Annotated in this window: 18 protein-coding genes; 11 read left to right on the plus strand and 7 right to left on the minus strand. The window is 68.3% G+C overall.

From position 1 onward, the window contains the following. The first annotated feature begins 70 nt into the window (after nucleotides 1-70). The 4 genes from P3H15_RS16450 to P3H15_RS16465 all read left to right on the plus strand — a co-directional run bounded on the left by P3H15_RS16450 (nucleotide 71) and on the right by P3H15_RS16465 (nucleotide 5,783). Nucleotides 71-1,405, plus strand: coding sequence for an aromatic acid/H+ symport family MFS transporter (locus P3H15_RS16450; RefSeq protein WP_276138221.1), 1,335 nt, complete (start codon nucleotides 71-73; stop codon nucleotides 1,403-1,405). Between the two features lie 35 nt (nucleotides 1,406-1,440). Next, nucleotides 1,441-2,706 carry an alpha-hydroxy acid oxidase gene (locus P3H15_RS16455; RefSeq protein WP_276138222.1) on the plus strand — a complete coding sequence of 422 codons (1,266 nt, stop codon included), beginning with the start codon at nucleotides 1,441-1,443 and terminating at the stop codon, nucleotides 2,704-2,706. A 108-nt stretch (nucleotides 2,707-2,814) separates the two neighbouring features. Then, nucleotides 2,815-4,401: a benzoylformate decarboxylase gene (mdlC, locus tag P3H15_RS16460; protein WP_276138223.1), complete on the plus strand. Its 1,587-nt coding sequence runs from the start codon at nucleotides 2,815-2,817 to the stop codon at nucleotides 4,399-4,401. Nucleotides 4,402-4,421: 20 nt separating this feature from the next. After that, nucleotides 4,422-5,783, plus strand: coding sequence for an FAD-binding oxidoreductase (locus tag P3H15_RS16465; RefSeq protein ID WP_276138224.1), 1,362 nt, complete (start codon nucleotides 4,422-4,424; stop codon nucleotides 5,781-5,783). 39 nt (nucleotides 5,784-5,822) lie between these two features. Here the strand turns inward: P3H15_RS16465 and P3H15_RS16470 are convergent, their stop codons facing one another. The 5 genes from P3H15_RS16470 to P3H15_RS16490 all read right to left on the minus strand — a co-directional run bounded on the left by P3H15_RS16470 (nucleotide 5,823) and on the right by P3H15_RS16490 (nucleotide 10,101). Next, the gene (locus tag P3H15_RS16470; protein ID WP_276138225.1) at nucleotides 5,823-7,133 is read right to left on the minus strand and encodes an MFS transporter; all 1,311 of its coding nucleotides are present in this window, start codon (nucleotides 7,131-7,133) and stop codon (nucleotides 5,823-5,825) included. Nucleotides 7,134-7,200: 67 nt separating this feature from the next. After that, the gene (locus P3H15_RS16475; protein ID WP_276138226.1) at nucleotides 7,201-8,436 is read right to left on the minus strand and encodes an alpha/beta hydrolase; all 1,236 of its coding nucleotides are present in this window, start codon (nucleotides 8,434-8,436) and stop codon (nucleotides 7,201-7,203) included. Further along, on the minus strand, nucleotides 8,433-8,678 hold the full coding sequence (locus P3H15_RS16480) for a hypothetical protein (RefSeq protein WP_219455359.1): 246 nt from the start codon (nucleotides 8,676-8,678) through the stop codon (nucleotides 8,433-8,435). Before P3H15_RS16480 ends, P3H15_RS16475 begins: the two co-directional genes overlap by 4 nt. Continuing rightward, nucleotides 8,675-9,319 carry a VOC family protein gene (locus P3H15_RS16485; protein WP_276138227.1) on the minus strand — a complete coding sequence of 215 codons (645 nt, stop codon included), beginning with the start codon at nucleotides 9,317-9,319 and terminating at the stop codon, nucleotides 8,675-8,677. The genes P3H15_RS16480 and P3H15_RS16485 overlap by 4 nt, the downstream gene beginning before the upstream one ends. Nucleotides 9,320-9,342: 23 nt before the next feature. Next, entirely contained in the window at nucleotides 9,343-10,101 is a 759-nt protein-coding gene (locus tag P3H15_RS16490; RefSeq protein WP_276138228.1) for a maleate cis-trans isomerase, read from the minus strand. Between the two features lie 275 nt (nucleotides 10,102-10,376). Here P3H15_RS16490 and P3H15_RS16495 point away from each other — a divergent pair, with 275 nt between their 5' ends. The 5 genes from P3H15_RS16495 to P3H15_RS16515 all read left to right on the plus strand — a co-directional run bounded on the left by P3H15_RS16495 (nucleotide 10,377) and on the right by P3H15_RS16515 (nucleotide 19,125). Next, nucleotides 10,377-12,479 (plus strand): hydantoinase/oxoprolinase family protein, encoded by a 2,103-nt coding sequence (locus P3H15_RS16495; protein WP_276138229.1) that lies wholly within the window; start codon nucleotides 10,377-10,379, stop codon nucleotides 12,477-12,479. Nucleotides 12,480-12,491: 12 nt separating this feature from the next. Then, nucleotides 12,492-14,816 carry a hydantoinase B/oxoprolinase family protein gene (locus P3H15_RS16500; protein ID WP_276138230.1) on the plus strand — a complete coding sequence of 775 codons (2,325 nt, stop codon included), beginning with the start codon at nucleotides 12,492-12,494 and terminating at the stop codon, nucleotides 14,814-14,816. A gap of 40 nt (nucleotides 14,817-14,856) precedes the next feature. After that, entirely contained in the window at nucleotides 14,857-16,554 is a 1,698-nt protein-coding gene (locus P3H15_RS16505; RefSeq protein WP_276138231.1) for a (2,3-dihydroxybenzoyl)adenylate synthase, read from the plus strand. A 157-nt stretch (nucleotides 16,555-16,711) separates the two neighbouring features. After that, nucleotides 16,712-18,295, plus strand: a complete 1,584-nt coding sequence (locus tag P3H15_RS16510; RefSeq protein ID WP_276138232.1) for an FAD-dependent monooxygenase — start codon at nucleotides 16,712-16,714, stop codon at nucleotides 18,293-18,295. 38 nt (nucleotides 18,296-18,333) lie between these two features. Beyond that, nucleotides 18,334-19,125, plus strand: coding sequence for a TetR/AcrR family transcriptional regulator (locus tag P3H15_RS16515; protein WP_276138233.1), 792 nt, complete (start codon nucleotides 18,334-18,336; stop codon nucleotides 19,123-19,125). An 87-nt stretch (nucleotides 19,126-19,212) separates the two neighbouring features. Here the strand turns inward: P3H15_RS16515 and P3H15_RS16520 are convergent, their stop codons facing one another. Further along, a complete protein-coding gene (locus tag P3H15_RS16520; RefSeq protein ID WP_276138234.1) occupies nucleotides 19,213-20,016 on the minus strand; it encodes a sugar phosphate isomerase/epimerase in 804 nt (267 codons plus the stop codon). A 1-nt stretch (nucleotide 20,017) separates the two neighbouring features. Then, on the minus strand, nucleotides 20,018-21,175 hold the full coding sequence (locus tag P3H15_RS16525; RefSeq protein ID WP_276138235.1) for a dihydrodipicolinate synthase family protein: 1,158 nt from the start codon (nucleotides 21,173-21,175) through the stop codon (nucleotides 20,018-20,020). 167 nt (nucleotides 21,176-21,342) lie between these two features. On the opposite strand from P3H15_RS16525, the gene P3H15_RS16530 reads away from it, so the two are divergent. Both P3H15_RS16530 and P3H15_RS16535 read left to right on the plus strand, forming a co-directional pair. After that, complete coding sequence (locus P3H15_RS16530; protein WP_276138236.1) at nucleotides 21,343-22,092, plus strand: SDR family NAD(P)-dependent oxidoreductase; 750 nt, start codon at nucleotides 21,343-21,345, stop codon at nucleotides 22,090-22,092. After that, a complete protein-coding gene (locus tag P3H15_RS16535) occupies nucleotides 22,089-22,922 on the plus strand; it encodes an aldo/keto reductase (protein ID WP_276138237.1) in 834 nt (277 codons plus the stop codon). The genes P3H15_RS16530 and P3H15_RS16535 overlap by 4 nt, the downstream gene beginning before the upstream one ends. The last annotated feature ends 30 nt before the right edge of the window (nucleotides 22,923-22,952 follow it).

A 22,952-nucleotide genomic window follows, 5' to 3' on the forward strand; every position in this document is an offset into this window, starting at 1 on the left:
CTCGAGAATTGCGAGCCACTCACAGTCGACCGGCGCCTCGCCCTCAGTCTTCATCGAGAGAGAAGTCACCATGAGTGCTCACCCAAGTTCAGGCACCCGCGACAACACCGGCACGTCGGCACGCGTCGTGCTCCTGCTGTGCCTGCTGGCGGTCGTCTTCGAAGGCTACGACATGGTCGCCTACGGAACGACCCTGCCCGCGATGCTCGCCGATCCCGCCTGGAATCTCACACCCGCGCAGGCCGGAGTGATCGGAAGTTACGCACTCGTCGGCATGCTGGCCGGATCGATTCTGGTCGGCGCCGTTGCCGACCGACTCGGCCGCCGGGCCCTGATGATCTCCGCGACCGGGTGGTTCTCCGCGTGGATGGGCGTGTGCGCCATCGCGCCCGACGCCACCCTGTTCGGTGTCGCACGGTTCTTCGTCGGTGTCGGCGTCGGTGCCCTCATTCCGCTCGCGGCTGCCATGGCCGTCGAATTCGCTCCGAAAGGCAAGCGCCACACCTACAGTGCAATCGTCTGGGCGGGCTTCCCCGGCGGTGGCGTTCTCGCGGCACTGCTCGGACTTGTCGTAGTCGATGCCTTCGGCGTCCGGGCGATGTTCTGGATCGGACTTCTGCCACTGCTGGTCTTCGTTCCTGTCATGCTGAAGTATCTGCCCGAGTCGCCGAGCTTCCTGCTCGCCCGTGGCCGTGTCGCCGATGCGAACCACGTCGCCGAGTGCGCCGGCATCGATCGACCCGAGCCCCCGCGGGTCGGCGAGAAGATCGGGCCGCGCGCACTGTTCACCCGGGAGCTCCGTCGCGCGACGTTGTTGTTCGGGTTGCTGAGCGCGTGTGGCCTGCTGTTGACCTATGCGCTCAATACCTGGCTACCGAAGCTGATGCAGTCGTCCGGCTTCGGCAGCAGCTCGGCACTGACGTTCCTGCTGGTACTCAATGCCGGCGCGATCATCGTGCCGCTGTTCGCGTCGCGGCTGTCCGACCGGGTCGGACCGCAGGCCGTCACGGCGGCATCGCTTGCCGGTGCCGCCGTCGCCATCCTCGTGCTGAGCACCGATGTCTCCTCCTGGCTCCTGTTCGTGCTCGCTTTCGTCGCCGGTGCCGGAACGATCGGTGCACAAGTCCTCATCTACGGTTTCGCCGCCTCGTACTTTCCCGCGTCGAGTCGTGCGGCAGGAACGGCGTGGGTGGCGTCCGTGGGCAGAATCGGTGGCGTGACCGGACCGACGCTGACCGGCCTGGTGATCGCGAACGGAGCGAGCGTCGCCCCCGCCTTCTACCTTTTCGCCGTGATCGCCGTCATCGGCGCAATCGCCGCCCTGCTGGTGCCACGTCAGCGCGACACCAGTTCAGCCGCAAAGACGTCGGCGGCAGGAATCGCACAGCAATCGGCCCTCTCATAGCCGGCCGGGTGCTCCGAGAGAAAGGTGACACGTCGATGGTGACGTCGCGACAATTCCCCAGCTGGTCGGGTGTGAAGCCGTTCCTCCGGTTCGACCGACCGAACCCGAACCGCGTGCAGGCCGCGCTCGAAAGGGCTTGCACCATCTCGGATCTGCGATCGATCGCTCGCAAGCGTGTGCCGAAGATGGTGTTCGACTACGTCGACGGGGCGGCGGAGCAGGAGATCGGAATCGAGCGTGCGCGGGGCACCTTCCAGGACGTCGAATTCCAACCGAGCATCCTGCGTGACGTCACCGTCACCAGTACATCGACCACCGTCGGCGGCAACGTCAGCGAATTGCCGTTCGGAATCGCGCCGACCGGGTTCACCCGACTGATGCACACCGAGGGCGAAATTGCCGGAGTGCGTGCGGCACACGCGCACGGAATCCCCTTCGCGCTCTCCACGATGGGCACGGTGGCGCTCGAGGACGTCGCCGCGGCGGCCCCGAACGCGGACCGCTGGTTTCAGCTCTACCTGTGGCGTGAACGGGACAGGTCGATGGCCCTCGTCGACCGCGCCCGCAACGCCGGCTTCGGGACCCTCGTCGTCACGGTCGACACTCCGGTGGGAGGTGCCCGACTGAGAGACGTGCGGAACGGAATGACCGTTCCCCCGACTCTCGGTGCGCGCACTGTCGTCGACATCGTCCGTCACCCTCGGTGGTGGGTCGACGTCGTGACCACGGAGCCGCTCAGCTTCGCGTCACTGGATTCGTATCCGGGATCGGTTGCCCAGCTGATCAACGAAATGTTCGACCCCTCATTGACGTTCAGTGACCTCGACTGGCTCCGACGCGAATGGCGCGGCCGACTCGTCGTCAAGGGCGTCCAGACGGTCGACGATGCCCGCACGTGTGTCGAACACGGCGTGGATGCGATCGTGCTGTCGAACCACGGTGGCCGCCAACTCGACCGTGCCCCGGTACCGCTGCGCCTGCTCCCCCGCGTGCGGGAAGCGCTCGCGGGCAACGGCGCCGAGGTGTACCTCGACACCGGAATCCTCTCCGGCGGCGACATCGTCGCCGCGCTCGCACTCGGGGCCGATTTCACCTTCATCGGACGCGCCTACCTGTACGGATTGATGGCCGGCGGGCGACGGGGGGTCGACCGCGCCATCGAGATCCTGTCCGCCGAAGTCGTCCGCACGATGCAACTGATGGGCGTGCGCACCGTCGCCGAACTGACCCCGGAACATGTCCGCTTCGCCGGTGACGTCGGTCGCCGATCGCTCCAGTTCTCCGGTACGGACGCACTTTGACATCGACAGCATCTATGTCGCTATGAAAAACATTCATTGGAACTATCGAACGTCGAGACCTAGCGTTGAGACAGGCGCCGATAGGTGCCGCCGATCACAAGGAGAACCATGGCAACGGTGAGCGAAGTGACGTATGACCTGTTGCGGGCCCGCGGCCTCACCACCGTATTCGGCAATCCGGGATCGAACGAACTGCCGTTCCTGTCCGGGATGCCCGACGACTTCCGGTACATTCTCGGCCTGCACGAGGGCGCCGTACTGTCGATGGCCGACGGCTACTCCCTCGTCACGGGCGAGGCGGCATTCGTCAATCTGCACGCCGCGTCCGGATCCGGTAATGCCATGGGCGCGTTGACCAACTCGGTGTACTCGCACAGCCCGCTCATCGTCACCGCCGGGCAGCAGGTGCGGTCGACGATCGGTCAGGAAGTCATGCTGTCCAACGTCGATGCCGGAACGCTGATGAGACCACTGGTCAAATGGAGCAGCGAGCCGACCTGCGCCGAAGACGTGCCGCGCACCATGAGCCAAGCCATCCACACTGCACTGCAGCCCGGCCGCGGCCCGGTCTACGTGTCGGTGCCGTACGACGACTGGGCGGCGGAGGCACCCGCCGAAGCCGCTCGCCTCCTCGATCGTGAGGTGCACGGCGCGGCCGCACTGTCGGGCGGACAGATCGGCGACCTGATCGACCTGCTCGAGGGCGCGGCGAACCCGGCACTCGTCCTCGGACCCGCCGTCGACGCCGATCACGCCAACGCGCACGCTGTCCATCTCGCCGAGAGGTTGCGCGCCCCGGTATGGATCGCGCCCTCACCGTCGCGGTGCCCGTTCCCGACCCGCCACCCGAGCTTCCGGGGCGTCCTCCCCGCCGGTGTCGCGGACCTGTCGCAGACGCTGGCCGGGCACGACCTGATCCTCGTTGTCGGGGCACCGGTATTCCGTTATCACCAATACGTTCCGGGCAAGTACCTGCCCGACGGCGCGCGCTTGATCCACATCACCGACGATCCCGGGGAGGCAGCACGGGCCCCGTTCGGGGACGCCTACGTCGCCCCGATCGCCAACACCCTCGACGTCCTCGCCACGATGGTCACCGCGAGCGACCGCGCACCGCTCGCTCCGCCGGCCGATTTCCCCGAGACGGGCTCGGCAGGGTCCGGTCTCGATCCGGCGCACCTGTTCGCCCTGCTGCGGGGCGCCGCCCCGCACGACGCCATCTATGTCAACGAGTCCACCTCGACCGGGGACGCGTTCTGGGCGCAGATGGACCTCTCGCAGCAGGGTAGCTACTACTTTCCCGCGTCCGGTGGGCTCGGTTTCGGGCTCCCCGCCGCGGTCGGTGCGCAACTCGCCGACCCGCACCGCCAAGTGATCGGACTGATCGGAGACGGGTCGGCGAATTACGGGATCACCGCATTGTGGACCGCAGCCCGGTACAAGATTCCGGTGATCATCGTCATTCTCAAGAACGGGACCTACGGTGCGCTGCGCGGCTTTTCGAAGATCCTGGAGACCGGTGAGACCCCCGGACTGGATGTTCCCGGTATCGACTTCGTCCAGATCGCCGAGGGGTACGGGGTGCGCGGCAGCGCGGTCGGCACGGCCGAAGACTTCACCACCGCCTTCAAAGCCGCCCTCGCGGCGGGAGAGCCGACCCTGATCGAGGTCCGCACGACCTTCGGTCAGTCGTGACGATCGACCACGGAGGGAACATGAACCACCTCGAGCAACTGACAGAGGCCGTCCCCGCGGACATCGTCGTCACCGATCCCGATCTGATGGAGGGCTACCGCCGCGACAGCGCGGATCTGGTGCCCGCAGGCAAGCCGGTGGCGGTCCTGCGGCCCCGGTGCACTGCGCATGTCTCCGCGATCATGTCGTGGGCGACCCGGACCGGCACGGTCGTCGTGCCGCGCGGCGCAGGCACCGGGTTGTCCGGCGGCGCCACGGCACTGGACGGCTGCGTCGTGGTGAGCATGGAGCACATGACCGCCATTCGAGACTTCGACCCGGCGAATCAGACCGTGGTCGTCGAAGCCGGAGTCGTCAATGCGGACGTCGGCCGGGCAGTCGCGGAAGCCGGGTTGTTCTACCCACCCGATCCGGGCAGCTTCGAGGTGTCGACCATCGGCGGCAACCTCGCCACCAATGCCGGGGGTATGCGGTGCGTCAAGTACGGGGTCACCCGCAACTCCGTGCTCGGACTCGAAGTCGTCCTCGCCGACGGCCGCGTGCTACACACCGGCGGCCGGACGGTCAAGAACGTCGCGGGCCTGGACCTGACCCAGCTGTTCATCGGATCCGAAGGTGCGCTGGGCATCATCACCTCCGCGACGTTGCGGCTTCGCCCGACTCCCGCCGCCACGGCGACGTTCGTGGCGACCTTCCCCACCCTCGAGGCCGGGGGGAGGGCGTTGAACGCGATCTTCGCCAGTGGTGTCACCCCGAGCATGCTCGAATTGATGGACAACGCCACGATCAACGCGGTCGAGGACTACCGGCGGATGGACCTCGACCGCGAGGCGGCGCTGCTCCTGATCGGCCAGGCCGACGGAACCGACGCCCTCACTCAGGTCGAACGGATGGCCACATGTTGCGACGAGGCGGGCGCCGACCTGTCCGTCGCCACCGCCGATCCCACCGAGTCCGACATGTTCCTCCAAGCGCGCCGGCTCGCCGGGTGGGCCACGATGGAGCAGTTCCCCACCGTCGTCGAAGATGTCGGTGTGCCACGGACCCGGCTCGCCGAACTCCTCGCGACGATCGCGGAGATCTCCCGGGACACCGGAGTCCGCATCGCGACGGTCGGTCACGCCGGCGACGGCAACGTGCACCCGATGCTGCTGTTGCCCGACCGCGGTGAGGACGCCCGCCGCCGGGCGATGGAGACCGCCGACCGCATCTGCGCCGCAGCCATCGCACTGGGCGGAACCATCACCGGTGAGCACGGCGTCGGGGAACTCAAACGTGAAGGGCTCACCCACCAACTCGACGAGATCTCACTCGACGTGCAGGCCCGCATCAAACGGGCCCTCGACCCGGCCCTGCTGCTCAATCCCGGTCGCGGATTCTGAGCCCGCTGACGACGGCGACCTGTCCGGTGAAATCGATTGTCATGATCCGGCTTTCCGGTCGGCGGGCATGGGCGCGGGGGTGTTGACGACTGAATCGCCCGCAGTGCGCCGCGGTACGAGTGCGGTCAGTGCTGCGCCGACGACGGCCGGGGCGGCGAAGGCCAGCAACTGCCAGGTGGCGCCCGCTCCGATGGCGACGAAGAAGCCGCCGTACGTCGGTCCGATGATCGCCCCGATGCGTCCGACTCCGAGAGCCATTCCGATGCCGGTGGTCCGGCACGCCGCGGGATAGTGGCCGCCGATGAACGTGTTGAGCAGGATCTGGGTTCCGGTGGTGCCGACTCCGGCGAGCAGCACCAGCAGGTAGACGACTGCGGTGGGCGGGCCGGTGGCGATGAGGATCAGTGAGACTGCGGCGCAGAGGAATCCGAGCGCGGTGACGGGTTTGATTCCGTACCGGTCGGCGAGTGCGGCGCCCCCGAGGGCTCCGGCTGCGCCGCCGACGTTCAGGGTCAGCAGGAAGGACAGCGCGGCTCCCAGCGGATATCCGGCCGACTTCATCAGGGCGGGCAGCCACGTCGCGACACCGAAGAGCACCAGCAGACACACCAGGGTCATGCCCCAGAACAGCAGTGTCGCGGTCGTCCGCTCGCTGCCGAACAGTGCACGCAGTCGGCGTTCGGGGTGCGGACCGGTCGAGGTGGCGGGCTCGGGTTCGAGCCCGTACCGTGCGGCGATCGCCGTGGCCGCGGTGGTGCGGCCGCGCGCGGTCAGGTAGGCGGGCGATTCGGGGAGATACCGGAGCATCAGGGGCAGGAACAGCAGTGCCGGAACCAGTCCGGCCACGAACATCGCCCGGAATCCGAACGTGGGCACGAGCCACAGCGACAGCACGCCGGCGAGAATTCCACCGATGCTGGTGCCGACGAATCCCGTTGCGACCGAGCGTGCCCGGGTTCGGGTGTGGGAGAACTCGATCAAGGTGGCGGCGGCGGTCGGCATGAGGACGCCGGCGCCGATTCCGACCGCCATCCGGCCGACACCGAATACCGCCGGGGTGGGCGCGAGTGCGCAGACACCCATCGCCGCGGAGAACACCACGACCGCGGCGAGGAGGGTGCGGCGGCGGCCCCAGCGGTCGGCGACGCCGGCGGCGACCAGTGCACCGATGAGCATCCCCACACCGGTGAGGGAGCCGAGCATGCCGACGTCGGTGGCGTCGAGTTGCCAGGGCGCGTAGGCGAGGAGGGAGGGAACGACCGTGCCGTACATCAACAGGTCGTACCCTTCGAGCACCAGCGCCATCAGGCAGAGCCCGATGACGGGGGCGGTGGTGGGGCGGGCAGTCATGTGTACTCCGCTCGACCGGGCACCCGACGACCGCGGCGCGGTATCGGGTGCCCGGATATAAAGGGGGTCAGGAGAATCGGTCGGACAGCCAGGAGCCGATGTCGGCCGCGGCGAGGGCGGCCCCGGTGGGTGCGCCCTCGGCGATGGGTCCGCCGAAGTGGGTGCCGGCGACCCGGACGTGGGTCTTGTCCGTGGGCCCGAGGGCATCGCACATGGTTTTGGCGTCGTCGGGGAAGCAGGCCTGGTCGCCGGTGAGTTCGACGAACAGGGCGGGGGCGGTCACGGCGGGCGCGCAGCGCAGGAAGTCGGCGTTGGTGCTGAGCCCGGACCACGTCGACAGCCAGGCGTCGGGGGTGGCGAAGCGGCCGAAGCCGACGAGTCCGTAGTTGGTCAGATCCGGCCGCCGGCCGAACAGCGATCCGTAGGGGCGCTCGTTGGGGCTCAGGGACAGGTCGGTGAACCGCAGGTCCGCGTCGGTGCGGTAGACGGTGAGGACGCGGGGCACGAGCGCGGCGCGCCGATCGGCCGGTTCGGCGGTGCCCTTGTACCGGCGACGCGCGTCGGCGGCCTCGTCGACACGCTGCCGGGCGATGGCGTCGAGGCGCGCGACGCGGTCGTGTTGCGCTGCCCGGTAGCGGGTGACGAACTCGGGTGCATACGCCGAACTGTGTGGGGGTTCGGCGAATCCGTTGGCCGGATCGAACGGATTCAGCTCGGGATCGGCCGTCAACGGGTCGGATTCGTCGACGACGGACGGGTCGATCAACCGGAGCAGCAGGGCGCCCTGCCCGGGGTGCGGGGCCATGAACACCGCGCCGTCGGGCAGCGGCATCTGCGCCCCGGCCAGGTCGATGGGCCGTCCGGCGGGCGTATGGGTCAACCGCTCCGACGCGGGCAGACCGGCCTGCTGGTGATAGAACGCGAACAGGGTGCCGCCGCCCGAGTGACCCAGGGTGACGACGTGCTCGAAACCCCTCTCTCGCAGGAAGACTTGACCGGCCGCCGCATCGAGCAGAGCCTGCTCGTGCACCAGGGCGACGTCGTTGTTGACCGAGCGGGTGCCCTGCGTCCACACCGCGTAGCCGCGGGCGAGCAGTTCGGGCACCAGCACATGATGCGTCAGGTCCTGGCGGGGGTGCATGAGTGCGACGACGGTGCGGGCGCCCGGGACGACGCGCAGCACACCGGTGACCTTCGCCCCGTCCGCGGTCGAGAGTTCGTGCACCGACGTGACGGTGCTGTCCGGCGCCTGCGCGGCGTCGATGTACCGGCCGGCGCCGAGCCGCCGGGTGTCCGCGCTCATCGCGGCTCGATCCGCATGGCGTCCTTGTCCCACTGGGTGATCCGGGACTGCGCCAGTCCGGCGACGCTGCTGTACCAGACGGCGTGACGGCAGCCGGTGGCCCGTCGGTCGATGACGATGTCGGAGTCGGACACGATCCGGAAGTAGGGGCCGACGTGGTCGACGGTGACCGCCGGATCGCGGCCCGCGACCTCCGCGACCGCGGTGTTCTCGGGGACGTCGAGGACGAACAGGGTGGTCATCGGGTCGCCATCTCCTTCGATTCCTGTTGCTGCTGCCAGGCGGCCGCGCGTTCGGTGATCAGTTCGGCCTTGCGGGTCAGCAGGGCGTCCATGCTGGGGTCGGGCCCGGTCACCACGTCGACGAGGGCGTCGATGGTGAGGTTGGCGTCGAGGTCTTCCTGCGGGGTGACCGGGCGCAGGGCCCGGGTGATCTCGATCATGTAGCCGTTGGGGTCGTGGGTGTAGATCGACTCGATCGTCTCGTGCTGGATCTGCATCTCCACCGGCCACGCGCTGCCGTCGAGGCGGCGGCGGTATTCCATCAGGTCGTCCTCGCTGTCGACGTGGATGGCGAGGTGCCGGGAGCGGATGAAGAAGATCGGCACGTCCTCGGCGAAGCGGGAGTACGAATCACCCTGCGGTCCGCCGTCGAAGGGTTCGAGACCGAAGTAGTAGAAGAAGGCCAGCCGGTCGTCGTTGCCGATGTCGAAGAAGAAGTGGATGAAGTCGGGGTGCTTCTCCGGACCCCACCCGGCCGCGCAGATCGAGTGCACGACCGGGAATCCGAGCACGTCGCGGTAGAACTTGACGGTGCCGGCCGGATCGAAGGTCGGATAGGCGACATGATCGACGCCTTTGACGGTGTGCTGCAGTTCGGACATGGTGAACTCCAAGGGGTTCGGGGTTACTGACGGGCGGCGGCCGGTGCGTCGGCGCGGAGCAGACTGCCGGCGCCGGGAATGTCGACGGGAAGGTCGAGGGCGCGCAGCAGGCTGTAGGCGCCGGCGGTGGCGGCGGAGAGGACGGGCAACCCGAACTCGTCCTCGGCGGCCTGCACCAGGGGTAGCGAGGGCATCTGCACGCAGGCGGAGATCACGAGTGCGTCCACACCCTGCAGGTCGAGGGATCGGGCGGCGTCCATCACCCGCTCGCCGGGGATGCATCCGACCTCGGTGTTGTCGGCGACCTCGAGTGCGCGCCAGTCGTGGACCTGGATGCCTTCGGCCTCGATGTACGCGACGACCTGCTCGGCGAGGGGGCGCAGGTACGGGGTGACGAGGGCGATGCGCCGGGCCCCGATGGCCCGGAGCGCTTCGATCAGCGCGCCGGCGCTCGAACGGACAGCCGCCTCGGATCCGCCGGTGGCGAGTTGTTCGGCGACCAGCCCTTCGACGCGCTGATGCTCACCCGGTCCGACCGACATCAGCGCGACCAGGCAGGCGTAGAGGACGGCGTCGACTCCGGCATCGCCGAGTTCGAGAATGCACCGCTCACGCTGGGCGTTCATCGCCCGCAGTTGCTCGGGCGAGACGGCCTGCATGCGCATCCGGCTCGAATGGAACGAGAACTGTGCGTCGGCGTGCTGACCGAGCAGCGCCGGCATCTCCGTCTCGACGGTCACATTGGAACTCGGGACGACGAGTCCGATGCGATGAATGCCCATGGTGTGCCCTTCTGAAGTCGAATTGTCGCGAGGCGGGGGAGCGAGCACCCCGGCATGCGTTGATTTACGCTTATGACGAGTATTCGACGTCTGCGACAATTCGTCAAGCCCCACGTCCGGGTCCGCAGAAGCACCCAGGACGTGACTGCTCTCACAATCCGCTCTTGACATGTCATCAAGCACGTCGAATACTCGACATTGACGTAAGACGGTGTTGGAGGACGACCTCGCACCGGTCGGGAACTTCCACCTCATTTCGAAGGAGCGCAGACGTAATGGCATATGTGATCGGAGTGGACGTCGGTGGCACGTTCACGGATGCGGTATTGGACGACAATGCCGGCACAGTTCTCGCCGCGAAGGCTCCCTCGACCCCGCCGGACTATTCGCAGGGCGTGATCGACGTCCTCGACGTGCTCGCCGAGCAACTGGGGTGTCCGGTCGAGGAGATGCTGGCGAACACACACCACATCGCGCACGGAACCACGTCCTCGCTCAACGCCCTGGTCATGGGGAACGTGCCGCCGGTCGGGTTCCTCACCACCAAGGGGCACCGCGACTCGATCTACATCATGAACGTCGAGGGACGGTACCTGGGCAGCTCCCCGGAGCAGCTGCAGAACGTGATGGGGCAGAGCAAGTCTCACGGTCTGGTACCGAAGAAGCATGCCCTGGAAGTGACGGAGCGCCTGGACCGCGACGGCAACGTCGTCGTGGCACTGGACGAGGATTCGGCCCGCGAGGCGATTCACGCCCTCGTCGCCGACGGGGTGTCGGGGATCGCCGTCTCGCTGCTCTGGTCGTTCCGCAACCCGGCGCACGAGCAGCGGATCCGCGAACTCGTCCACGAGATCGACCCGACGATGTTCGTGTCCCTGTCGAGTGAGGTGAGCCCGCGTATCCGCGAGTTCGCCCGCAACGCGACCACCATCATGAGCACCCAGATCGGCCCCGGACTGCGGGACTACCTCGGCGAACTGGAGTCGAAGCTGCGTGACCGCCAACTCGCCGGACCGCTGCTGGTGATGCAGAGCAACGGCGGCGCCGTCGCCGCCGCCGAGGCGCCGAAGAACGCGATCAGCACCGTCGGATCGGTGCTCACCGGCGGCGTCGTCGGAGCGGTGTCGCTCGGCACCCAGCTCGGGCACCGCAACATCATCGCCACCGACGTCGGCGGCACCACCTTCCTCGTCGGACTCGTCGTCGACGGTGAGCCCGTGCGCGCGTCCAGCACGATCATCAACCCCCACCCGATCAACGTCCCCACCCTCGAGGTGCACGCCATCGGATCCGGCGGCGGCGCGATCGCCTGGGTCGACCAGGGTGGCAACCTGCAGATCGGCCCGCACAGCGCGCAGGCCGTGCCCGGGCCCGCCTGCTACGGGCAGGGCGGCACCGAACCCACCAACGCCGACGCGAATCTCGTGCTCGGGATCCTGCCCGAACGCGGCCTTCTCGGCGGCCGCAAGCCACTCGACAAGGAACTCGCACGGGAAGCGATCCGCACCAGGATCGCCGAACCCCTGGGACTGTCGATCGAGGACGCCGCCGCCGCGATCTACGCGGTGCAGAACGCCCAGACCGGTGACCTGCTCCGCAAGACCGTGGTCGAGGCCGGGCACGATCCTCGCGACTTCGTGCTCTACGCATTCGGCGGTGCCGGCCCAGCGCACTGCGCCGCCTACGCCCGCGAGGTCGGGGTCCGCGAGGTCGTCGTCCCCCTCGGCCAGGTGGCCTCCGCGTTCTCCGCCTACGGTCTGGCGTCGTCCAACATCGTGCTCGCCGCCGAGCTGTCGGACCCGGCCGCGATGCCACTCGATCCCGCCCGGGCCGAACGCAACTTCGACCAGCTCGAGCAACAGGTCCGGGCAGCACTCGACCGGCAGGGGCTGAAGTTCACCGGCGTCGAGGTCGAACGGGAGATCGACATGCGCTACACCATGCAGCTGGCGGAGGTGGCGACACCGGTCCCGGCCGGAAGCCTCGACGCCGCGGGAGTCGCCCGGGCGTCGGACCTGTTCGAGCAGCGCTACGCCGAACTCTACGGACAGGACAGTGGATTCCGGGAGGCCGGAATCCAGGCGATCACCTACCGGGTGCGCGTCACCGGTGTCCTGCCCTTCTCCCCCACCCTGCCCGAACTGAAATCCGCGGACTCGGCCGACGCGTCCGCCGCGAAGATCGGCACCCGCAAGGTGTGCCTGGACGGGCGGATCGGTTACACCGACACCGACGTCTACGACTACAGCAAACTGCTCGCCGGACACGTCCTCCAGGGTCCCGCGATCGTCGAGGTCCCCACCACGACGGTCGTCGTCCCGCACGAGACCACCGGCACCGTCGACCGCCTCGGCAACCTCAACATCGTCGCCCAGTAGGAGCACCCCAAGATGACCATGCAAATCCCCGGCGCCGAAATTTTCTCGAGCCGACCGATCGACCCCGACGAACTCTCGCGCTCACTGCCGCCGTCGCTACCCGTCCACAGCGTCACCCAGGAGCAGATCGACGAACTCGACCCGCTGACCTACGAGGTCATCCGGCACCGGCTGTGGTCGGTCACGGACGAGATGGGCGAGGCCCTCAAACGGATGTCCGGCTCCCCCATCGTCACCGACGCGAACGACTTCGACTTCGCGATCAGCGACGAGATCGGCCAGGAAGTCCAGGTCGGCCTGTACAACACGATGCTCGTCGGCGCCGTCGACCTCGCCATCTACTGGACCCTCCAGCACCGTGCCACCAACCCGGGTATCACCGAGGGTGACATGTTCCTGTGCAACGACCCCTGGGTCGGGGGCGGCCTGCACCAGAGCGACGTGATCGTCTACCAGCCGGTCTTCTACGACGGCAAGCTGTTCGGGTGGACCAGCGCCATCTGCCACGAACCCGACCTCGGCGGGTCCGGGCTCGGCTCGTTCGACCCGTCGGCGAAGGACGTCTTCTCCGAGTCGTTGCCCACTCCGCCGATCAAGGTGGTCCGCGACTACGAACTGCAGCGCGACGTCGCCGACGCCTGGGTGCGGCGGTCGCGGGTGCCGATGCTCGTCGGGCTCGACCTGCGCGCGAAGATCGGTGCCAACACCGTCGGCCGCAACCGTCTGCTCGCGGTGATCGAGCAGTACGGCGCCGACACCGTCAAGGCCGTGATGAAGCGGATGATGGCGGACGCCGAGGGGCGCCTGCGCGGAAAGCTCGGGTCGTTGCCGGACGGCACGTGGAAGGCCACCGGCTACCAGGACCAGTCCCACACCGGCGACCGCGGAATCCACAAGATCACCGTGGCGATGACGAAGACCGCGGACCATCTCACCTTCGATTTCACCGGCACCGATCCGCAGACCGGTGTCATCAACTGCACGTACGCCGGCATGCGCGGCGGCGTGATGCTCGCCCTCCTGCCGATCCTCGCGGGTGACATCCCGTGGTCCGCCGGCGGGCTGATGCGCTGCTTCGATCTGGTCTCCGAGGAGGGCACGATCAACAACGCCACTTTCCCCGCCGCGGTCAGCCGCGGACCGATCGGACCGGCCTGGCTGACCGGGACGCTGATCGCCGAATGCCTGTCCCAGATGCTCGACCGTTCAGTCGATCTCGGCAAGAGCGTTCAGGCCGCGTGCTGCGGCACGTGGGACACCGCGGTGATCGCCGGTCTCGATGAGCGGCCCGAGCAGTCCGTGCCGTTCCTGAACATCATGATGGAACCCATGTCCGGTGGATACGGCGCCCGCCCGACCGCCGACGGCATGGACACCGGTGGCCTGTTCTGTATCCCGATGGGTCGGATCCCGGACACCGAGATGACCGAATTCCTCTACCCGCTGCTGACGCTGTGGCGACGGGAGGAACCCGACTCCGGCGGGCCGGGACGCCAGCGCGGTGGTGTGAGTGCTTCGATCGCCGTGACCCCGTACGGCACCAGCCTGCCGATGGGATTGGTCCTGGCGTCCGCGGGCAAGGCCGTCGCCCAGAACAACGGACTCGCAGGCGGTTACCCCGGCAACACCGGGGTGGAAGTCCTCGCCCGCGACACCGGCGTGGTCGAGCAGCTCGCTTCCGGCCGCATCCCGGGCTCGCTGGACGACCTCGACGGCGGTCGCGAATTCGGTGCCTGCTACGCCGAAAGCTATGTCGCCCCAGGCGAAGTGCTCTACATGCACTGGCAGGGCGGCGGCGGATACGGTGACCCCCTGCTGCGCGATCCGGCCGCGGTGGCCGCCGACGTCCGCGAGGGCAAGGTCACCGAGCACAGTGCCGAGACCGTCTACGGTGTCGTCCTCGCCGACGGCGACGCCGATGAGATCCGGACCTCGGATCGGCGGGACGCGATGCGCACGGAGCGCCGGGATCGCTCCGGAGGAACCCTGGCCGACGCCCCCGTGGTCGAGCTCGCCGGGGCGCGCAGGCTCGACGACAACCTGGCCGAGGTCACCGTCGGAGACACCCGGGTGATCGCATGCGCGCAGTGCGGACGCCTCCTCGGCGACGAGAAGAACAGCACCTCCCTCGATCTGGCCCGGTTCGAGGGTCCGTCGTCGACGGCGGGGCCGCAGGTCACGTCCGATCCGGCGGAGTACGTGGACACCCCCGTCGTCTTCCGGCAGTTGTGCTGCCCCGGTTGCTGGACTGCCGTCTACTCCGGCATCGTGCCCGCCGATCACCCCGATCACGCCCTCGATGTGGCCCGGCTCCTGCCCGCAGTGGCGGAGCGGTGACAGTCCGGGTACTCGCACAATGGAGGGAAGGAGGACAGCGGTGACATTCTCGGACTGGGGCGGACGCCTCGTCACGTTCCCCGACGACCGGGCCGCCCGCTATCGCGACAGCGGGGCGTGGAGCGACGACCCCACCGGGCGGCGGCTGCATCAGGTCGCCATCCGGTTCCCGGATCGGCCGGCGGTGATCAGCGCGGAGGGCTCGATGAGCTTCGCCGAGCTGGACAGGCGCACCGACGAGATCGCGGCCGGACTGATCGGGCTCGGACTCCGCCGACTGGATCCGGTGATCTTTCAGCTGACCAATCGGCTCGAGACGGTCCTCGCGTGGTACGGATGCATCAAGGCCGGGCTGGTCCCGGTGGCCACTCTGGCCGCGCACCGCATGCACGAGATCGGGCACGTCAGCCGCACGGTCGGCGCCGTCGCCCACCTCGTCGAGGCCGGACTGCCCACGTTCGACCTCGTCGAATTCGCCCGCGAGCACGCCGACGGCCACCCCAGCATCCGGCACGTCATCACCGTCGGAGACGGGGCGGGCACCGGCGGGCCGGACATGATTCGACTCGAGGATCTCGGGGCCGGCACGGATCCCGATGCGGCCCGGGCCGCCGTCGAGGAGATCGAGACGCAGATCGATCCGCTCGACGTCGCCGCGTTCCAGCTGTCCGGCGGCACCACCGGTGTCCCCAAGGTCATTCCACGGATCCACGCCGAGTACTGGAACAACGCCCGGATGTACGCGCAGCGCCTCGGGTGGGACCAGGACAGCCGGGTGGCGCACCTGATTCCGATCATCCACAACGCCGGAATCTCGTGTGGGCTGCACGCGGCGCACTCGGTCGGCGCATGCCTGGTGCTGGCCACCGCCGATGCGCCGACGGCCTTCGAGCTGATGGCGAAGGCGCAGGCGACCGAAGTCCTCATCGGGCACGGCCACTACCAGGCGGTGCTGGGCCCCGGCTTCGACAAGGCGCGGGAGACGCTGCGTCGCGTCGTGCTGTCCGGCGCCAAGGTTCCCGCCGAATTGTTCGACCGCGTCGACGACGGTGCCGGCCACTGGGCGGGGCAGCTGTTCGGGATGTCCGAGGGATTGTTCACGGTGACCCCGCTCGACTCGCCCGCGCGGGCCCGCCTGACCACGGTGGGCACACCGATCGCCTCCGACGACGAAATTCGCATCCTCGAACCCGGCGGCGAGCGCGAACTCGCCGACGGGGAGGTGGGTGAATTGTGTTGCCGTGGGCCGTACACCATTCCCGGTTATTTCGACGCGGCCGACCACAACGCGGCCGCCTTCACCCCTGGCGGGTTCTACCGCACCGGAGACCTCGCCGCGATCACCGTCATCGACGGCGGGCGCTATCTGTCGATCGAGGGCCGCATCAAGGACCTCATCAACCGGGGCGGTGAGAAGGTCAACGCCGAGGAAGTGGAACTACTCCTTCTCGAGCATTCCGGCATCGCGGATGCCGCGGTCGTCGCCATGCCCGATCCCCGCCTCGGGGAGAAGACGTGTGCGTATCTGATCGCGAGGGACGGGAAAGATCTGCCGCTCAGCGAGATTCAGGAGCACCTCGCGAAACTCGGCGTCGCCAAATTCAAGTGGCCGGAACGACTCGAGTGGGTACCCTCCCTGCCCCACACGAACGTGAACAAGATCGACAAGAAGCGGTTGCGTGCCGAGATCGCGGCGAAACTCCTCGCCGAAGCGGACGTGCCCCGCGCGGTCGTGTAGGGCCCGCAGCGCGAATCGACTGCGGATCACCACTTTCGGGGCATGCCTGCACAGGTGTGCCCCGAAAGTCGTTCACGCCCTTTCGCCCTGCCGGATTGACCAATCGACATATACGTAGAATAATCAACGCAAACGTCACACAGACTGGAGTCAGCCCATGAACCTCGAGCGAGTCGCAGTGATCGGCGGCGGCCCCGGCGGTCTCTACGCCGCAAGACTGCTCAACCGAAGTCACCCGGACGCCGAGGTGACCGTCTACGAACAGAGTTCCCCGGACACGACATTCGGATTCGGCGTCGGTCTGGCCTCCCGAACCCAGCGCAACCTCCGCGACGCCGACGCCGCGTCGCTGGACGCGATCGTGGCCGCCGCTCACCCGCACGAGATGTCGATGCAGGTCGGGAGCGAGGTCGCCCGGCTCGCGCACGGCGATCTCCTCGCGATCGCACGCACGACGTTGCTCGCGGTGCTGCAACAGCACGCCCAGGACGCCGGCGTGCACCTGCGCTTCGGCGAACGGTGCGAGGCCGCGGACCTCGACGCCGACCTCGTCATCGCGGCGGACGGAATCAACAGCGCCACCCGCACGCAGCTCGCCGACGAGTTCGAACCGCGAATCGACACCGGTGCCGGACTGTATCTGTGGTGCGGAACCGACTTCGCACTCCCCAGCGCCATCTTCGTGCCGGTCACCACCGAACACGGCACGTTCGTCGCCCACGCCTACCCGTACGCGCCGGACCGCAGCACCTTCCTCATCGAAACCGATGAAGCCACCTGGCGGCGAGCCGGATTCGACGCCTCCACCGATCGCACCGCACCCCAGGACAGCGACGAGGTCTCACTGCAGTACCTCCAGGACGTGTTCGCGGAAACCCTGCAGCACCATCGGCTCATCGGAAACCGCACGAAGTGGATGCGGTTCCGCACAGTCGGCTGCCGACGCTGGCACAGCGGCAACGTCGTCCTCCTCGGCGACGCCGCCCATACCGCGCACTACTCGATCGGATCCGGCACCAAACTCGCGATGGAGGACGCCATCGCGCTCGACCACGCCCTGACGAGCGCGGCGAACCTCGACGATGCCCTCACCGAATACGAGCGGATCCGCCGCCCCGCGGTCGAACACCTTCAGCAGATCGCCCACCGCAGCGAACTCTGGTGGGAATCGTTCCCGCAGCGCATGGACCTGCCCGTCGATCAGCTGATGATCGCGTACATGACCCGGGCGGGGAAGGTCGGTCTGGACCGGTTCGCCGAGTCGGCGCCGACCGTCGTGTCCCAGGGCCTCGCGAGTTACGCGAGCCGGCCCGCCGACACCGTATCCCCCGCCGACATCACGGACTGGATCCTCGCGCAACCACTGGCCCACCACGGTGCAAACTTCGCCAACCGGATCGCGCCGGCAGACCTGCGCGACACACCCACGACGGCGAAGATCGACGTCGTATCGACCTCCGCCTGGGACGCAGCGGCCGACGCCGTCGTCGAGAACGCACCGCCGGCGGAGACACTGTGGCTCACCGGACCGGACACCCGCGCCGCCGTACTGAACCGCCTCGACCTCGCCGAACGTCTACTCCGGGCCACCTCGGCGACCGTCGTCGTCGAGGCCCCCGCGACACACCGGGCCGACGTCGCGGCCGGTCTGGCGAGCGCACGAGCGCACCTCGCGTTCTTCACCGAACCGGCGTCCGCGGAACCCGAACCGGTCATGTCCGGCACCCGGGCACCGGCATGACTACGCGGACCGCATCCGGCTCGCACTATCCTTCGGGCATGACACGTGAGCAGGCCACGCCCAGTCGGCGAGGCCGCGGCAAGGCAACGGCCGGCCCGGCAGCGCAGCCCTCCGAGGACAGCGCTGCCGGTCGCAATCCTCGCCGCGAGCTGGTCGAGAAGCAGATCATGGAGCAAGCCACCCGGTTGTTCGCCGAGCGGGGATTCGCCAGCACCACCCTGCAGGACATCGCCGACGCCACCGGTCTGACCCGGCCCGCCCTCTATCACTACGTGGCCAACAAGGACGAACTGCTCTCGCGGCTCGTCAGCGAGAGCACCGAGACTCCCGCCGCCCTGCTGCACGAGATCAACGAGCGCACCGAACTCGGCCCCACCGAGAAGCTGCGCGAAATGGCGGTCGCCATCGCCATGCACCAAGGTGAGAACCCCGACCGCTTCAGGCTGATCATCCGATCCGAAGCGGAACTTCCGGACGACATCGCGCGCAGGTACCAGCAGAGCCGCCGGCACGTGCTGAAGGAATTCATCACCGTCATCGAAGACGGCATCAAAGCCGGCGAGATGCGTCCGGTCGATCCGCGGACTTCGGCACTCGGCATCATCGGCATGCTCAACTGGATCGCCTGGTGGCACCAGCCAGGGAAAGAGGACGACGACCGCGCCGTCGCCGCTCAACTCGCGGACATGGCACTGCGCGCCGTCGTTCACGAAGAGTCCACCCCGACCGGGCTCGAAGGACCCGCGCGGGCGATCGCACTCCTGCGGCAGGACCTCAACTACCTCGAACGACTACTCGAGAACACCCCGAGCCACGACGCGGACGGCTGAGCGGCGACCCGCCCGGCAGAGCGGTGCGCCCTCGAGGGTTGCGGTCAGGCCGAGCGCCGGCTTCACGCCAGGCCGACGCTCGGACACTCAGATGCGGGCGAGGCCTTCGGTGGCGGCCTGGGTGGCTACCACGGCGGTCTCGGCCCACCACCGGTCGCTGAGGACTTCGACCTCCACGAGTCCCCGATAACCGGCGCGCTCGCATTCGGCGACGAATCCGGTCATGTCGATGCAGCCCTCGCCGGGCATGCCGCGGCTGCTCAACTCACCGTGGATCGGGGTCACCCAGTCGGCGAGCTGGACGGAGAACAGCTTGTCGCCGGCCCGGGCGATCTGGTCCGGCAGCGCCGCGTCCCACCACACGTGATACGAGTCGATCCCGATCCCCACCAGGTCGGAGTCGATGGACTCGACCAGATCGTTCGCCTCCTGCAGCGACGTGATGACGGATCGGCTCGACGCCATCATCGGGTGCATCGGTTCGACGGCGAGCCGCACCCCCGCCGCTCGCGCGTAGGGCTCGAGTTCGGCGATGCCGTCGCGGACCTGTCTGCGGGCGCCGGCGAGGTCGCCGTACGCGGCGCCGCACACGAGGTAGAGGCATTCCGCGTCCAGGGCGTGCGCCTGATCCACGGCGACCCGGTTGTCGTCCATGGTCTTTCGCCGCAGCGTGGCGGTCGGTTGCGGGAACATCCCGCCGCGGCAGACGCTGCTGACCCGCAGGCCCGACTGCCGCAGCCGGGTGGCCGCCGGGGTCAGGTCCAGGCCCTCGAGCACGTCCCGCCACAGGCCGACGCCGCCGAACCCCCACTTCTCGGCGAGGTCGGCCACCTGCGTGAATCCCGATCCCTTGACGGTGACGGAGTTCAGGCTGCACCGCGCGAGGTCCATGTCAGCGGATCCCGTGCACCGCGAAGTACGCCGAGGCGCGTGCGGCGGTGAAGTCCGGATCGGTGAACAGGCCGATCGCGTCGCCGGCGCGGACCAGTTCGGCGAGATGGGTCAGGCTGCGGCCGGTTTCGAAGCCGCCGATCATCCGGAAATGGTCCTGCTTGCCGCCCAGGTACGCCAGCCACGCCACGCCGACCTTGTAGTACTGCGTCGGTGCGGCGAACAGCAGCCGGCTCAGGGTTTCGGTGGGGCCGAGGATGTTCCGGAAGCCCTGCTCGTCGCCGTCGTCGAGGCGGGCGAACGCGGCGGACGCGAACGGGCCGAGCGCGGCGAACGCCCCCAGGAGGGCGTCGCTGGTGTGGGTGCCGTCGCCGGCGATCAGGTCGACGTAGTTGTAGTCGTCGCCGGTGAACACCCGGACACCGTCGGGCATCCGCCGCCGCAGGGCGATCTCGAGCGCCGGGTCGAGCAGCGACACCTTGATGCCGCGCACCCGTTCGCGGTGGGCGGTGATGATCTGCAGGACGGTGTCCATCGCCGCCGACGGGTCGGAGAATCCCCAGTAGCCGTCGAGTGCGGGATCGAACACCGAACCGAGCCAATGCAGTACGACCGGCCGGGTGGCCGCCGCCAGCACCGCGTCGTAGACGGAGAGGTAGTCGGCGGGGCCGCCGGCCGCCCGGGCGAGGTGCCTGCTGGCCATGAGCACCACCTCGCCGCCGGCGGATTCGATCGTCTCGACCTGCTCGAGGTAGGCGTCGCGGATCTCCTCAAGCGAGGGCGAATCCGTCTTCAGCTGATCGGTGGCGACACCGACGACTACCCGGCCGCCGACCGACTTCGCCTCGGTGAGGGTGCGGACGGCGAGTTCGCGCGCGCCGGCCCAGTCGAGCCCCATGCCTCGCTGCGCGGTGTCCATCGACTCGGCCACCCCGAGCCCCAGCGACCACAGGTCGTGGCGCAGTTGCAGGGTGGCGTCCCAGTCGATCTGGTCCGCGGCGTTCTCGGCGGACGCGCGCAGCGGATCGGCGACCACGTGCGAGGCCGCGTACACCGCCCTGCTGGTCGGCGCCGTGGACCGGGTGTCCAGCCGGGCGGGCGCACCGAGCACGAGCGTGCCGGTCGAACGATCGAGGTCGGGAAGAACAATCGAGGCCATGAAATCTCCTGAAATCGCTTTCTTGCTGAACTAGGGATCACGATATACTGTGATGAACAGCAAGGTCTAGACCGTATTGGGTCTCAGTTCACTCACTGAAAGCATTTTCCGGCGCGACTGGGTCAGGATTGTTCGCCGTCGCCGCGCCACCCGAAGGGAGCCACACCGTGGGCGCATCAACACAGGTCACCGAACTGAAGGGCAAGGCCGCCATCGTCACCGGAGCGGCCGGAGGAATCGGATCCGCTATCGCCCGGGCGCTCGCGGCGCACGGCGTCGTGGTGGTGGGAGTCGACGCCGACCCGAAGATCACCGAGGTCATGGACGGGATCGGCGGGCACGGGCTGTGCGGGGATCTCACCGATCCAGCCTTCAGCGCATCCGCCGTCGACCGCGCCCAGCAGGTGGCCGGAAGCCTCGACATCCTGATCAACGCGGCAGGCATCCAGCTGCGGACCCCCGCGATCGATGTGGAGGAGGACGGCTGGCAGCGGTTGGTCGACGTGAACCTCTCGGCCGTGTACCGGCTGACCCGGCAGGCGATGAAAGCGCTGATCGCGTCGGGCGGCAGTGTCGTCAACATCGCCTCGCTGTCCGCCGACCGCGCGGTGCCCGGCATCGTGCCCTACGGTGCGACCAAGGCCGCTCTCACCCAACTCGGCAAGGGCCTGGCGGTCGAACTCGGGCCGCAGGGCGTGCGCCTGAACACGATCGCGCCGGGCTACATCGAGACCCCGATGACCGCCGAAGTTCTCGGCCAGGAGGAGTTCCGCGCCCAGAAGCTGAGCCGGATTCCGTTGCAGCGGTTCGCCGACGGTGACGACGTCGCCGATGTCGTGCTCTTCCTCGTCTCCGACGCCGCCCGCTACGTCACCGGCGTCGTGCTGCCCGTCGACGGCGGGTACTCGATCACATGACCGAGGCAACGACGATTCCGTCGGTCACCCTGAGCAACGGGGTTGTGATGCCCGCCATCGGATTCGGGGTGTTTCAGATTCCCGACGACACCATGGGAGCCACCGTCCGGCACGCACTGGCGGCCGGGTACCGGGCCTTCGACACCGCTCCGATGTACGGCAACGAACGCTCCCTCGGCCGCGCGCTGACCGATTCCGGTGTGGCCCGCGAGGAACTGTTCGTGACCACGAAGGTCTCCAACGAGGACCAGGGTTACCGGTCGACCCTCGACGCCGTCGAGAGCAGCGTTGCCCGCCTCGGCCTGGACTACGTGGACCTGTGCCTGATCCACTGGCCCGCCCCCGCTCGTGGCGCGTACCTCGACACGTGGCGGGCACTCGAACAACTCCACGCCGCCGGGCGGATCCGGGCGATCGGAGTCTCGAACTTCCAGGCCGATCACCTCGACCGGCTGCTCGACGTCGCCGCCGTGCGGCCGGTGGTGAACCAGATCGAAATACATCCCTTGCTGCCTCAGCAGCCTATGGTGGAACTCCATCGGAGCCTGGGCATCCACACCCAGGCGTGGGCACCGCTCGCCCGTGGCCGGCTGCAGGAGAATCCGGTCCTCACCGAACTCGCACGCCGGCACGACGTGTCCCTCGCTCAGCTCGTGCTGCGGTGGCATCTGCAGCGCGACATCGTGCCTCTGCCGAAATCGTCTTCACCGGAACGGATGCGCGCGAACATCGACGTGTTCGACTTCGCGCTCGACGCCGACGAGATCGCGCAGATCACGGCACTGGACCGGAACGAGCGAACAGGACCCCACCCCGACGACGTCCACTGAACCAGGAAGTCGGCCCACCCGTGGCGGATT

The sequence above is a fragment of the Rhodococcus sp. T2V genome, from assembly GCF_029269925.1.
Taxonomy (GTDB): Bacteria; Actinomycetota; Actinomycetes; order Mycobacteriales; family Mycobacteriaceae; genus Rhodococcus_F; species Rhodococcus_F koreensis.